General features: G+C 41.5%; 12 protein-coding genes and 1 riboswitch. Of the genes, 6 read left to right on the top strand and 6 right to left on the bottom strand.

Annotation, left to right across the window (positions count from 1 at the left end; translation table 11 throughout):
• Positions 1-131: 131 nt before the first annotated feature.
• A complete protein-coding gene (locus M23134_RS25165) occupies positions 132-818 on the top strand; it encodes a DUF2461 domain-containing protein (protein WP_002700941.1) in 687 nt (228 codons plus the stop codon).
• Positions 819-927: 109 nt separating this feature from the next.
• The gene (locus M23134_RS25160; RefSeq protein WP_045114309.1) at positions 928-1,293 is read left to right on the top strand and encodes a DUF3244 domain-containing protein; all 366 of its coding nucleotides are present in this window, start codon (positions 928-930) and stop codon (positions 1,291-1,293) included.
• Between the two features lie 284 nt (positions 1,294-1,577).
• Here M23134_RS25160 and metH read toward each other — a convergent pair whose 3' ends face one another.
• Positions 1,578-5,384 (bottom strand): methionine synthase, encoded by a 3,807-nt coding sequence (metH, locus tag M23134_RS25155; RefSeq protein WP_262492919.1) that lies wholly within the window; start codon positions 5,382-5,384, stop codon positions 1,578-1,580.
• Between the two features lie 133 nt (positions 5,385-5,517).
• Positions 5,518-5,628, bottom strand: a riboswitch (SAM riboswitch).
• A 385-nt stretch (positions 5,629-6,013) separates the two neighbouring features.
• Here metH and M23134_RS25150 point away from each other — a divergent pair.
• Positions 6,014-6,601, top strand: coding sequence for a plasmid pRiA4b ORF-3 family protein (locus tag M23134_RS25150; protein ID WP_002700935.1), 588 nt, complete (start codon positions 6,014-6,016; stop codon positions 6,599-6,601).
• An 84-nt stretch (positions 6,602-6,685) separates the two neighbouring features.
• On the opposite strand, the gene M23134_RS25145 is transcribed toward M23134_RS25150, so the two are convergent.
• Both M23134_RS25145 and M23134_RS25140 read right to left on the bottom strand, forming a co-directional pair.
• The gene (locus tag M23134_RS25145) at positions 6,686-7,483 is read right to left on the bottom strand and encodes an ABC transporter permease (RefSeq protein ID WP_002700933.1); all 798 of its coding nucleotides are present in this window, start codon (positions 7,481-7,483) and stop codon (positions 6,686-6,688) included.
• Positions 7,480-8,343 carry an ABC transporter permease subunit gene (locus tag M23134_RS25140; RefSeq protein WP_002700931.1) on the bottom strand — a complete coding sequence of 288 codons (864 nt, stop codon included), beginning with the start codon at positions 8,341-8,343 and terminating at the stop codon, positions 7,480-7,482. The genes M23134_RS25145 and M23134_RS25140 overlap by 4 nt, the downstream gene beginning before the upstream one ends.
• 461 nt (positions 8,344-8,804) lie before the next feature.
• Here M23134_RS25140 and M23134_RS25135 point away from each other — a divergent pair, with 461 nt between their 5' ends.
• The 3 genes from M23134_RS25135 (at position 8,805) to M23134_RS25125 (ending at position 10,967) form a co-directional block, all read left to right on the top strand.
• The gene (locus tag M23134_RS25135) at positions 8,805-9,230 is read left to right on the top strand and encodes a MarR family winged helix-turn-helix transcriptional regulator (protein WP_002700928.1); all 426 of its coding nucleotides are present in this window, start codon (positions 8,805-8,807) and stop codon (positions 9,228-9,230) included.
• A gap of 77 nt (positions 9,231-9,307) precedes the next feature.
• Entirely contained in the window at positions 9,308-10,405 is a 1,098-nt protein-coding gene (locus M23134_RS25130) for an alkene reductase (RefSeq protein WP_002700926.1), read from the top strand.
• 208 nt (positions 10,406-10,613) lie between these two features.
• The gene (locus M23134_RS25125) at positions 10,614-10,967 is read left to right on the top strand and encodes an arsenate reductase family protein (RefSeq protein ID WP_002700924.1); all 354 of its coding nucleotides are present in this window, start codon (positions 10,614-10,616) and stop codon (positions 10,965-10,967) included.
• Positions 10,968-11,043: 76 nt separating this feature from the next.
• Here M23134_RS25125 and hisF read toward each other — a convergent pair whose 3' ends face one another.
• The 3 genes from hisF to hisH form a co-directional block, all read right to left on the bottom strand.
• The gene (gene hisF / locus M23134_RS25120; RefSeq protein WP_002700922.1) at positions 11,044-11,799 is read right to left on the bottom strand and encodes an imidazole glycerol phosphate synthase subunit HisF; all 756 of its coding nucleotides are present in this window, start codon (positions 11,797-11,799) and stop codon (positions 11,044-11,046) included.
• Positions 11,800-11,984: 185 nt separating this feature from the next.
• Positions 11,985-12,704, bottom strand: a complete 720-nt coding sequence (gene hisA, locus M23134_RS25115) for a 1-(5-phosphoribosyl)-5-[(5-phosphoribosylamino)methylideneamino]imidazole-4-carboxamide isomerase (protein WP_002700921.1) — start codon at positions 12,702-12,704, stop codon at positions 11,985-11,987.
• A gap of 86 nt (positions 12,705-12,790) precedes the next feature.
• Complete coding sequence (gene hisH / locus M23134_RS25110) at positions 12,791-13,396, bottom strand: imidazole glycerol phosphate synthase subunit HisH (RefSeq protein ID WP_002700919.1); 606 nt, start codon at positions 13,394-13,396, stop codon at positions 12,791-12,793.
• Positions 13,397-13,408 lie beyond the last annotated feature (12 nt).

The following is a 13,408-nucleotide window of genomic DNA, read 5'->3' as shown; positions in this document are numbered from 1 at the left end:
CGCATAGTTCGCTTGCTGAATTCTGATGCCTACCGGAGCCTGAACTACGTAATTTTTAAGCGTGGAACTTTTGCTTACCTAAGCGCTGTTTGGTACAAAGTATTGCTGGTTTCTAAAAAAAACACTACAAAATGGCGCAAATATCTCCACAAACTTTTCAGTTTTTGACTGACTTACAGAATAACAACCACCGCGAATGGTTTGCTCAAAACAAAGCAGTTTATGAGGCTTCTAAAGCTGAAATGATTGACTTTGCAGATGAATTGATTTTTTTAATGAACAAAAAGGATCGGATTGTCAATGAGTCGGGCAAAAAAAGTATTTACCGCATTTACCGTGATGTGCGTTTTTCAAAAAATAAAGTGCCGTATAAAACTTATTGGGGCGGACACCTAGAGCGTTTGGGAGCTGATCGCCGGGGCGGGTATCACTTTGAGCTAGCTCCGGGCAATTCTTCTATTACTGGAGGTTTTTTTGGTCCCAATGCTGCCGATCTGCTACTGATCAGGCAACAAATAGACGCTGATGCTGACCCGTTGCGACAAGTACTGGAAAATACATCTTTTAAGAAGTACTTTGGGCAACTACAGGGCAATCAGGTAAAAACGGCTCCTAAGGGGTTCAAAAAAGACAACGAAAATATAGACCTCATTCGCTATAAACAGTTTTTAGTGACTCACCAGTTTAGTGATGCCGAAGTTTTATCACGAAATTTCGTAGAGAAACTAGCTGAAGGGTTGCTACGCATGCTCCCCTTTTTTGATGTGATGACTACTTACCTTACGACCGACTTAAACGGAATTTCTCTATTAGACTAGATTACCTTACACCCACGTCATAACTTTTCTAACCAGGCACAGTACATCCTTAAAAGGGTTGACTTATAATAGTAAATCAGGCAAATTAAGAGATAAAATATTGAATATTATGAAAAGGTTTATACACGTAGTATTGGTAATGATTTTGGCAACTATAGGGTACACTGCGCAGGCTCAATCAAACTTAAAAAGGATTAGTGTAAAAGCATCAGATAAGGTAGTAAAAGCTACCCCTGTAACTGCTGCCCTGCACTCGGAAGGTAAACGGGTATCTATTAATACAACCAACTCTCAGGATAAGATTTATAATGTTAAAATAAAAAATACAGCAGGCGTTCCTCATCAATCTTATACTTGTAAGGCGGGCAAGCAAAATATTGAGATGGACTTAAGGATTTTACCCAAAGGAAACTACTTATTAGCAATAACTACCAAAAACAAGGAATTTATTACATACGAATTTTCTAAAAGATAAAAAACCACCCACTTCTTCATTGACGGTAAATCGTAATAAATACACGAAATATCGCCACTAAAACAGGGCAATTATATCGCATAATTGCCCTGTTTTAGGTTTATTGCAAATTACAGCATTTTTTTATTCACTCTACTACAACTCTATATATTTCAGTAAATTCTTACAAAGTAATTGATGGCAATCCTTGTGAAGAATACACATTGAGTACAGTATAAAATAAAAAGTTGCCGAAAAAACTTCCGGCAACTTTTGTGTTACAATCACAGTCAAAATAAGACCAATTAACGGTCGTAATTCAGGTTAGGGCTAAGCCATTTCTCAGCCTCTTCTACCGAAATGCCTTTGCGCTCCGCATAACTCTCTACCTGATCTTTTTCTATCTTACCTAAGCCAAAGTATTTGGACTGAGGGTGAGAAAAATACCAGCCAGATACCGATGCTGCCGGAGTCATTGCCAAACTCTCGGTAAGGGCTACTCCGGTAGAGTTTGGCGCATCTAATAGTTTAAATAAAGTTACTTTTTCGGTATGATCAGGGCAAGCAGGGTACCCCGGAGCCGGGCGAATGCCCTTATAACGTTCTTTGATCAGTTCTTCATTAGACAGGGTTTCGCTCTGGTCGTACCCCCAATAATCTTTACGCACTTTTTCGTGCAATAATTCAGCAAACGCCTCTGCCATACGATCGGCAAGCGCCTTGACCATAATAGAGTTGAAGTCATCGTGATCTTCTTCAAATTTTTTAGCGATGGCTTCGGCACCAAACACCGATACCGCAAAACCACCCAGGTAATCTTGAATACCCGTTTCGGCAGGAGCTATAAAGTCTGACAAGGCTATATTCGGTACAGTATTGGCTTTTTGGGCTTGCTGCCTCAATGCGTGAGACAATGCTATAGTCTGGGTACGGTCTTCGGCAAAGCCCCAATCATTGGTGTTGGTAGCATTACCATTGGCAAGCGCTTCTACAGTGTTCTTTTGGTAAGCATACACCGCTATGTCATCGTCGTTTATTGTGTTTGCCGGGAAAAAACCAAATACCGATTTAGCCGTAAGCCATTTTTCGGTCACAATTTTTTGAAGCATTTCCTTAGCATCAGCAAACAAGCGGGTGGCCTCCTCCCCTACTACTTCATCGGTCAAAATCTTAGGGTATTTGCCGTGTAGCTCCCAGGTCTGAAAGAAAGGCGTCCAGTCAATATAGTCAACAATTTCTTCCAGTGGGTAGTCTTCGAACACCTTGGTTCCCAAAAACTGCGGGCGTACTACGTTGGTTTCGTCCCAGTTAATGGCAAATTTGTTTTTCCGGGCTGCACCTGCAGTCAAAAATTTCTTGTTTTGCTTACGATTGGCATGTCCTTCGCGCATGCGGGCGTATTCGTCTTTGATATCCTGCGCAAACTTTTCGCGGTTATTGTCGCTTAATAAGTTACTTACTACTGGTACACTGCGCGACGCGTCTAATACATGAATCACAGATCCTTTATACTTAGGTTCAATCTTTACTGCAGTGTGTATTCTTGAGGTAGTAGCACCACCAATCAACAAAGGAATGTCTAAGCCCAAACGCTCCATTTCATTGGCCACATTTACCATTTCATCAAGGCTAGGCGTAATTAAACCACTCAGGCCTATCACATCTACTTTTTCCTTAATGGCTGTGTCAAGTATCTTCTGGGCGGGCACCATTACTCCCAGGTCAATCACTTCATAGTTGTTGCACCCCAGCACTACTCCTACAATGTTTTTTCCTATGTCGTGTACATCACCTTTTACGGTCGCCATCAATATTTTACCTACCCCCTTGGTATTCAACTCACCCCGTGCCACGGCCTCTTCTTTTTCCTTTTCCATAAAGGGCATCAAGTGCGCTACCGATTTTTTCATCACCCTGGCACTTTTTACTACTTGAGGCAAAAACATTTTTCCTTGACCAAACAAATCTCCTACTACACTCATACCATCCATCAAAGGTCCTTCTATCACGTGTAGTGGTCGGTCGTATTTCAAACGTGCTTCTTCGGTGTCTTCATCTATAAATTCAGTAATGCCTTTAAGCAAAGCATGTTTTAAGCGTTCTTCTACTGGATTTTCTCTCCATTTGGTGTCTTTTACCTGCACCTTTCCCTTGCCTTTTACCTGCTCAGCAAAAGTAATGAGTTTGTCTGTAGCATCAGCATTGCGGTTAAGCAATACATCCTCTATCAACGTAAGCATATCTTTAGGAATGTCTTCGTATACTTCAATCATTCCGGCGTTTACAATCCCCATGTCCAAACCAGCTTTGATGGCATGGTACAAAAATGCTGAGTGCATGGCTTCACGAATGACATTGTTGCCTCTAAACGAAAACGAGATGTTACTTACCCCTCCGCTCACCTTGGCATACGGCAAGTTTTCTTTGATCCAACGGGTAGCATTGATAAAATCTACTGCGTAGTTGTTGTGCTCTTCCATTCCCGTGGCAACGGTCAGAATGTTGGGGTCAAAAATAATGTCTTCAGGTGGAAATTTTACCTCATCTACCAAAATACGGTAAGCACGTTCACAAATTTCGATGCGACGTTCGTACGAGTCTGCCTGCCCCACTTCATCAAAAGCCATCACTACCACTGCGGCTCCATAACGACGCACCAGGTTTGCCTGGTTTTTAAAGTTTTCTTCGCCTTCTTTAAGCGAAATAGAGTTTACAATAGATTTACCCTGTACCACTTTCAATCCAGCCTCTATCACGGTCCACTTAGAGGAATCGATCATAATAGGCAAACGGGCAATATCCGGCTCAGAAGCAATCAGGTTCAAGAAGATAGTCATGACCTCTTCTGAGTCAATCATTCCTTCGTCCATATTTACATCTATCACCTGAGCACCACCTTCTACCTGATGCAAGGCAATGGCGAGGGCATCTTCATATTGTTCGTTTTTAATCAGTTTGCGAAACTTAGCCGACCCTGCCACATTGGTACGCTCCCCAATGTTTACAAAGTTGATGGCTTTGGTTACTTTCAAAGGCTCCATTCCGCTATAAGTAGCCAACCGCTCTTGCTCTGGTATTACTCTAGGCGAGTATTCCGCAGCTATTTTTGTAATTTCGGCAATGTGCTCTGGCGTAGTACCACAACAACCTCCTACTACATTAAGAAAACCACTTTCTAAAAATTCTTTGATGATGGCTCCCATTTCTTCAGGAGTTTGATCGTATTCGCCAAACTCATTGGGCAAACCTGCGTTGGGGTGAGCTGATACTAAAAAAGGGGCATTTTTTGCCAATGATTGAATATAAGGACGCATCAGGTCGGCTCCCAAGGCACAGTTAACCCCTACGGTTAGAATGGGCATGTGAGATACCGAATATAAAAATGCTTCGATGGTTTGCCCCGAAAGGGTACGACCAGCTGCATCGGTGATGGTACCCGACACCATAATGGGAAGGCGTTTGTTGGTGTCTTCGTAGTATTTATCTATAGCAAACAGGGCAGCTTTGGCATTGAGCGTATCAAAGATGGTTTCTACCAGTAAAATATCTACTCCACCCTCTACCAATGCTTTGGCTTGTTCATAATACGCTACCACCAACTGGTCAAAGGTAATGTTACGTAAGCCAGGATCGTTTACGTCAGGCGACAATGAGGCAGAGCGGTTGGTAGGTCCTATAGAGCCCGCTACAAAGCGAGGTTTATTAGGGTTTTTATTGGTAAATTCAGTGGCTACTTCTTTAGCTATTTTTGCCGATTCATAATTGAGCTCATATACCAAATCTTCCATGTGGTAATCTGCCATAGCAATGGTAGTAGCACTAAAAGTGTTGGTTTCCAGAATGTCGGCTCCAGCCTCTAAAAATTTACCATGAATTGTTTTAATGGCTTCGGGCTGAGTAATAGACAATAAGTCGTTATTACCCTGCAAAGGATGTTCGTAGTCTTTAAATCGCTCGCCACGGTAGTCCTCCTCAGTAAATTTATATCTTTGGATCATTGTACCCATTGCCCCATCAAGTACAAAAATTCGCTTCTTTAACAATTGCTCAATCATCATCTGTTTTCTATCCTTTTGTTCTAATTCGTTATGATATAAAAAGTCGTCCTTCAGCTGTTTATATTATAAGCCAATAAACATAGGCTTACCTCTTCATGTGTATGTGTGTTGTCACATAACCATATATTGAGGTATGGGTATATACTTTGGTCACTTCAAAATGAATTTTTAGATTTTTCTGTAATTCAATTTATATTTCCCGATCGTACCGAGTCAGGTAGGATTTAGCACCTTTCTTTTGGTAAGTAGGTTGCCAGTGCTTCTGCGAGCCCAATCTCTCTGCACTTCTTTATAAATCAATTACTTCTTACTATAAGTGAGTGAGAAGGTGAATTGACTTAGATTTTAGTTACGCAAGTTAGGCATAAATGTTTGGTTATGCCAAGCCAAGTAATTTTTATTATAGTTTTTGTAGGCCTGTTATATGCTTATTTTTATAAAAAGTAATTATTCACCAAGAAAAAATATCAAGTAGCCGTATAAGTTGCTTGCCCAAATACACAACGTCAAGCTTATTCCTTCGATTTTTTTTTCAAAAAACACCGCCTAAAATTTGCCCAATAACGAGGCTAAAATTTAATTCTAATTAAGTACAACCTTCTCTTCATTTTTACGTTTTTTTTGGCAATAAACAACGTGTGATTTTATTTACTAAATCTTTATCATCTTAAACCAAGATTGATATGAGCACAAATAATAAAATATACCAATTGAAGGTTACATTGATGGATGTAACCCCAGTAATATGGAGGAAAATTCAAGTACCTCAAGATATTTTGTTACCCGACCTACACAAGGTCATTCAAACTGCGATGGGGTGGAAAAACAGCCACTTACACCAGTTTGAACACAAACGCAATTTTTACGCAGCACCTACTCCCTGGGGAGAAATGGAAAGCGAAGATTATCGGGATGTGAAGCTCGGTCAACTACTAAAAAAGGAGAATGACAAGCTCATTTACACCTATGATTTTGGCGATAGCTGGCAACACAATGTGGTGCTGGAAGAGGTACACCCCCCCACAGAAGGAGGAACGTATCCGGTGTGTGTCAGCGGTAAAAATGCCTGCCCACCCGAAGATTGTGGCGGTCCTTGGGGTTATATGGATCTGATGATGATCATGAAAAACCCTAAACACCCAGAGCACAAAGAAATGAAAGATTGGTTAGGAGGAGATTTGTACTCTTCTAAGTTTGACAAAAAAGCCATTAACAAGCAGTTAGCAATGAAGGATTATGGCATCTTGACTTTTGATGTTGAGTTTCAATAAGAGCTTGTTTATGTCAATCCCAAAAAAATATTTTTAATGCTTTTCTTGCCACCCCCCTTGTATGTTTGCTTAGGGGGTGGTTTTTTAATGGCTTCCTCTCCCGCTTAACACGTATTTTTTGTTGATCCACAACAATAGCAAGGGTGGCATGACTAACAAACACGAAGCCAAGGCAGCAAAATAGATATTAGCCTCTTTTAAATAGCCAAATACCATGACAGTAAGTGTAGGTACTTTGCCCAAGCCTATCAGTTGAGTAAGCCCATACTCAAACCAGGATATAAGAAAAGTTTGAAAAAAACTCACCAACAATATATTTCGGGAAATCGGTACCAATACTTTCCATACAGTTTGACGAGGCGAACCACCCAGAGTAGCCACTAACTGCTCTAGTGCCTGGGTACGGTGGCTCCAGTACTCACTAAACAAAATAACGCTGAACGGATAAGCAATCATGAGTTGCGCTAACAATACTCCCCAAAACCGGGCATCGAGACCAAACCAAATAAAGTATACTTTGAGGCAAGCGGCATAAATCACAGGAGAAATGACATAGGGCAAATAAGCCAGTTTGAGCAATTGCCTGCCGCGAGGATGATAGGCAAGCATACGACCAGTAAAAAAACCTGCCCAGGTAGCAATAAAAGCAACACTTAGCGAAAGCGCCAACGATAACCCCAGGCTCCATAACAAGTTTTGCTGATACCCCAAAAGCTGTGTCCAATTCATTAACCCTACTTGTTGAGGCAAAAGGTGGGGGTAAATCCACTGACGGCTCAATGATAAACCCAATAGTAATAAAAAAGGCAACAATACCACCCCTACCAAACAAATCGCCAAAAGTATCCGAATGATGCGCCACCGGTTTGCTGATTGACTCAAAGCCGTTTCTTTTGTTTGCGAAGTAGCCATAATACACTCATCATCATCAATAAAGAATAAATAACTGCCAATACGTAACCTTCGGGCAATTGCAATAAATCATACTGGTCTTTTATTTTACGGGTGGCAAGCACTGAAATCATTTCGGGAGACTGCCGCCCTAATAGCAAAGGGACTTCGTAAGCACCAAAAATAAAAATGCCGTAAAGCACCACTGTGGGGTAGCCTTTGCGCAACAATGCCGGAATAATTACTTGAAGATACGCCTGGGTACGCGTAGCTCCCAGTGTAGTAGCTACCTGTTGCAAATCATCTAATCGCTCACCATCGTACATACCCAAAAACATGACGGTTAAAAAAGGAGTGGCAAGTAACCAGTGCGCGCACAAAATACCTACACTATATTGATCATTGATCAGGTCAGGAAACTGCACCAACTGGTCGATCAACCCGGTTTGATAAACTATCCGCGACAACAGCCCGGTTTTGGCAAACAACTGCATGACAAAAAAGGCGGCTACGATTGCTGGAATAGCCAAAGGGAAATAGATGAGGTAATGGAGCTTGCCGCCTACAATTGCCCGCCTAAAATAGGTGGCAAGCAATAAGGCTACAACAGTGGCAGGTAACAACGAAGCGAGGGTAACATAAAGGGTGTACCCTAAAGATTGCCACATTTCGACGTTGGGCAACATTTTTTGCCAAAACCTAAGGGTAAACCCTTCAGAAAGGATACCTACCCAACCTGCGCTGTAACATAAAGCATACCCCAACGCCAGCACCATAGGCAACACGGTGGTCATAATAAATAAGACTACACCTCCTTTGCTCCATAAATATGCAATCTTACTATTTTTCATTCTCTTTTATCATCACAGTAATAGCACCTTATCAGGAATTCTAAGTAAAACTACAAAAATAACCTACTCCATCAAAAGATGCCTCTGACCATTGTACCTCTTTAAAAATCCTGCCCTGTTTGAATACGTCACTAAGGTTGATCTTTACTCCTAAAAACCCCGATTATTGATTACCTTTGTAAATATAAAACTAAATAAATGTAAGCTTGAAGTTACTCTGTTTATGGACACATATCTAAACTGTGGGGTATATAGGTTTTTAAAAAGGGGACAAAATACCCGAAGGTCTGTTGTATACTCAACGGTTTTTTATTTTTAAAAAACACATTTTAAAATAACTCACAAGAATAATCTTTTAATTATCAACGACTTAGGTGTTTTTTGAGAAAGTTGTTTGAAAAAAAACTGCACTTACTGAACAAAAACAACTCAAGTACAGTTATAAACATAACTAATTTATTATGCCGTTTAAAGTCAATGAATCAATAGCCTATTTGCTTACGCAAAACGCCAAGAGAACCAGGGCTCACTTCGCCCGGTTGATGAAAGAACATCAACTGGACTTTGGTCAGGCGGGTTGGATCGTGTTAAGCAGGCTATGGGAAGAGGACGGGCTTACCCAGCAAGAAATAAGCAAACGGGCTTGTGTAGCAAAGCCCAATATTTCTAATTATTGTGAGCAATTGGAGCAAACGAACTACATTGTGAGGATTCAGGATGACAAGGACAAAAGGAATTACCGGATTTACCTGACCCGCAAAGGAAAAGAAGCTGAAAGTTTGAGCTGTGCCCTTTCGCAACAAGCCCACCGAGAAATGTGTACAGGGCTCAACGATGAGGAAATCACACAACTTAAACACTTGCTGATAAAAATGCTAAACGGGTAATTTTTTTACGCAAATAGTTATAAACATAACTGTTGATATATCAACTTATTTTAAACCATAAAACAACTAACATTTAAATGGAACTATTAAAACCAGTACAAATGGGTTCGTTGAACCTTGCCAACCGAGTATTTATGGCACCTTTGACCCGCAGTCGCGCCAATAATGAGGAACTAGTACCTACCGACCTTCATGCAGAGTACTATGTACAAAGGGCTTCAGCGGGTTTGATTATTACTGAAGGTACTGTAATATCGCCGCAAGGCACGGGCTACATCAATGTACCGGGTATTTATACTGAAGCTCAAGTAGAAGCCTGGAAAAAAGTGACTGCTGCTGTACACGAAAAAGACGGTAAAATATTTATGCAGATTTGGCATGTGGGCAGAATGTCGCACCCGCACTTTCAGCCAGAAGGCAAAGCTCCCGTGGCTCCTTCGGCTATCAACCCCAATGAAGAAGTATTTACCCCTCAAGGAAAAACCAAAACCGAAACTCCACGCGCCCTTACCAAAGAAGAGATCAAGGGTATTGTACAAGACTTTAAAAATGCGGCGGCCAATGCTATGAAAGCTGGTTTTGACGGCGTAGAAATTCATTCATCTAACGGGTACCTCATCCACCAGTTTTTTAACAATTGCAGCAACTTGCGTACTGATGAGTACGGAGGTAATGATGAAAATAAGACCCGCTTTTTCTTTGAGGTACTAGACGCAGTAAAAGAGGTGGTACCAGAAGATCGCATTGGAGTACGACTCAACCCTATGTTGCACCAGATGATGGGGCAAAAAGTGGATGAACAAACCGCCAAAACTTTCGAGTATATCATCAAGCGTCTTAACAACTATAACCTGGCCTACTTACACTTGAGTCGTCCGTTTACGGAATTGGGTAAAGAAGATTATTTTGTACAAGATGTGATTGGACACTTTGGTAAACTATACAAAGGTTTTTTGGTGTCTAACGCTGGTTATGATGGAGAAAGTGGTGAGCAAGAAATTGCTTCGCAACGTACTCAGGCTATTGCCTATGGGCGTCCGTATATAGCCAACCCCGATTTGGTAGAGCGTTTTGCCAATGGCTGGGAACTTACCAAGCCAAACCAAGATACTTTTTATACACCTGGCAAGGAAGGGTATACTGACTACGAGCGTTATGCAGTAACGGCTGAATAGAGGCTACTTTATCCCAAAGCGCGCTGTAAACCAAATGAAATAATGCCCAGAAAGTCCCATTGATTGTGCAAAAGCTTGCCTAGTCAATGGGATTTTTGGCTTTGTATGCAAAGGGTACTTTTCAGTAAATGGTTGGTTTTTGACAATTTAAACCAATGTTGCTTATATTCGTGGTTTTGTTTTAATACACTTGAAAAATTGAATCAACATGAGAAGGAAAGTATATTATTTATCTACTTGCAATACTTGTAAACGCATTATGAATGAGGTGGGGGTAGACGATAGTTTTGAGCAACAAAATATCAAAGCTGACCCAGTTACTGAGGCGCAATTAAACGAAATGTACCAGCTTGCCGGAAGCTATGAAGCGTTGTTTAGCCGGGTTTCGCGCAAATACAAGGAGCTGGGACTCAAGGATCAAACTTTGAGCGAAGACGATTATAAACAATACATTTTAGACGGGTATACTTTTCTCAAACGCCCAGTGTTCCTGATTGGCGATGATATATTTATTGGCAATAGTAAAAAGAATGTAGCGGCTTTGGCTGAAAAACTGAAGTAGGCCTCGATTGATGTAAAAAGCGACTGATCAGGCATCAATCGCTTTTTAATTGTAACAATACATTATGATAAGTAAATTACCCTCTCACGTGAATATTTTCAGCCTTTAGGTAATCTTTCAGTTCTTTGATGCCTATTTCATTAAAATGAAAAATACTGGCAGCCAGCCCCGCATCAGCATTGGCTTGTTCAAACACATCCTTGAAATGCGACTTGGCGCCTGCTCCCCCCGAAGCAATGACCGGAATCGTCAAAGCCTCAGTCAATTGACGGGTAGCCTCAAGGGTAAAACCGTTTTTGGTACCATCGTTATTCATCGAAGTAAACAAAATTTCTCCTGCGCCGCGTTCTTGGGCTTCTTTAGCCCATTCAAACAATTTTATATCCGTTTTTTGTTTGCCTCCGTGGGTATGCACATACCACTCGCCGGCTACCTCGCGGGCATCTATAGCTATTACAATGCATTGTTCGCCAAACTCTTTGGAGGCTTGGGTCACTAGCTCAGGGTTGCGCACAGCTGCCGAGTTGATGGTAATTTTATCGGCACCCGAATCAAGCAATACCGAAATATCGTCTACCGACTTGATGCCCCCACCCACCGTAAAAGGAATGTTAATATTGGCAGCAATGCGTTTGACCAATGCCGCCAGGGTTTTACGTTTTTCATTGGTAGCGGTAATGTCCAAAAAACAAAGCTCGTCAGCTCCTTCTTCGGCATACCTTCGCCCCAATTCTATAGCATCGCCTGCTACTACCAGGTTCTCAAACTGTACACCTTTGACAGTAAGCCCATCTTTTACGTCGAGGCAGGGGATAATTCTTTTAGTGATCATAAGTTTTCAATGGTTATTTAATGACTGATGTTACGCAGTAATTTCCAAGTCTGCTTATTTATATTGTTTGATAGCTTTATTGTTTTATGGTTGCGCGATGCGTAGCCCAATCATTTAGCAATAAAGCCATATAACCATTAAAATAAGTAGGTCTGCGTAACTTCAGTTAATGAGATGGTCACACTTTAGGCAAACTGCTTAAGTTCTTCTAAAGCAATGCGATTTTCGTAAATGGCTTTGCCCACAATTACCCCATCAATGCCCTCTTTGTTTAAGTCTTCTATGTCTTGCATACTAGCTACTCCCCCACTGGCAATAATGGTCATCGTTGGAAACTTTTGCTTAAGTTTACAGTAAAGCTCCAGGGCAACCCCTTGTAATAAACCATCTTTTGATACATCGGTACAAAAAAACTGGGTAAGCCCACTAGGTATAAAATCGGCGATAAAGTCATAAATACTTACTTCAGATTCGTCTTGCCAGGCATTGATGGCTATTTTTTCGCCTTTTACGTCTGAGGCAAGCAGTATTTTATCTGAGCCAAAAGTTTGCAACCATCCTTTGAAAACTTCAGGCTGTTTTACAGCAAGGCTCCCAATGTTTGCCATGGCTGCTCCTGCGTCTAATACTGCCTGCACCTGCTCGGTAGTTTTTATCCCTCCCCCATAGTCAATCGTTAAATTGGTTTTGGCCGCCATTTGCTCTACCAAAGCCAGGTGTTTGGGTGCCCCACTTTTAGCACCGTCAAGGTCTACCACGTGCAAACGCTGAAACCCCTCGTCGGCATACTTTTGTGCCATTTCTATAGGGTCTTTGTCATACACTCGTTTTTGACTGTAATCACCTTGGGTCAACCGTACACATTGCCCATTGATAATATCTATTGCCGGAATTATTTGAATCATAATAATATATAAAGCTTCAAGCAATGAGCCCCAAGCAACAAGTAAAAACTACTTGACGCTTATCGCTTGTCACTTGACGCTGTCCTTTAAAGTTCTAAAAAATTTTGAATGATTTGGCTACCTTGTTGGCTGCTTTTTTCGGGGTGAAACTGTGCTGCATGAAAATTATCTTTCTCAAGCATAGCCGAAAAGGGCACAATATGGTCGGTTTGAGCTGTGGTATAGTCTGCCAGTTCGACATAATAACTATGTACAAAATATACATAATCGTTTGCTGTCAAACCTTTAGTGATTTTCCCGTTCATCTCTTGCAAATTGTTCCAGCCCATGTGGGGTACTTTGAGTTTGGCTGACTGTTGTTGGGCGAGGTGCGCGTCAAACTTGACCACTTTTACTGGAAAAACCCCCAAACAGGCTGTATCACCTTCTTCGCTGTGTTCACACAACAGCTGCATGCCCAGACATATCCCCAGAAAGGGTTGCTTTAACTGAGGAATTAACTGATCTAACTGTTTGCTTTTGAGGTAGTTCATTGCCGAATAGGCGTGCCCTACTCCCGGAAAAATCACTTTATCGGCTGAGGTGAGCAGCGCTGGATCATCGGTCACTAAGGGTGTCACACCCAGCCTTTCGAGGGCGTATTGCACCGATTGTGTATTGCCTGCATTGTAACGCAGAATGGCTACTTTCATAGTTTAATGTAG

Source organism: Microscilla marina ATCC 23134 (assembly GCF_000169175.1).
Classification (GTDB): domain Bacteria; phylum Bacteroidota; class Bacteroidia; order Cytophagales; family Microscillaceae; genus Microscilla; species Microscilla marina.
Note: the sequence above shows the minus strand (reverse complement) of the source record. Positions and strands in the feature narration are given on the sequence as shown.

What these genes read in the sequence shown, in the direction of transcription:
- M23134_RS25125 (WP_002700924.1), top strand. Translation starts at nt 10,614, where the DNA reads ATGAGAAGGAAAGTATATTATTTATCTACTTGCAATACTTGTAAACGC.
- M23134_RS25165 (WP_002700941.1), top strand. Translation starts at nt 132, where the DNA reads ATGGCGCAAATATCTCCACAAACTTTTCAGTTTTTGACTGACTTACAG.
- hisA (WP_002700921.1), bottom strand. Translation starts at nt 12,704, where the DNA reads ATGATTCAAATAATTCCGGCAATAGATATTATCAATGGGCAATGTGTA.
- hisH (WP_002700919.1), bottom strand. Translation starts at nt 13,396, where the DNA reads ATGAAAGTAGCCATTCTGCGTTACAATGCAGGCAATACACAATCGGTG.
- M23134_RS25130 (WP_002700926.1), top strand. Translation starts at nt 9,308, where the DNA reads ATGGAACTATTAAAACCAGTACAAATGGGTTCGTTGAACCTTGCCAAC.
- M23134_RS25150 (WP_002700935.1), top strand. Translation starts at nt 6,014, where the DNA reads ATGAGCACAAATAATAAAATATACCAATTGAAGGTTACATTGATGGAT.
- M23134_RS25160 (WP_045114309.1), top strand. Translation starts at nt 928, where the DNA reads ATGAAAAGGTTTATACACGTAGTATTGGTAATGATTTTGGCAACTATA.
- hisF (WP_002700922.1), bottom strand. Translation starts at nt 11,799, where the DNA reads ATGATCACTAAAAGAATTATCCCCTGCCTCGACGTAAAAGATGGGCTT.
- M23134_RS25140 (WP_002700931.1), bottom strand. Translation starts at nt 8,343, where the DNA reads ATGAAAAATAGTAAGATTGCATATTTATGGAGCAAAGGAGGTGTAGTC.
- M23134_RS25135 (WP_002700928.1), top strand. Translation starts at nt 8,805, where the DNA reads ATGCCGTTTAAAGTCAATGAATCAATAGCCTATTTGCTTACGCAAAAC.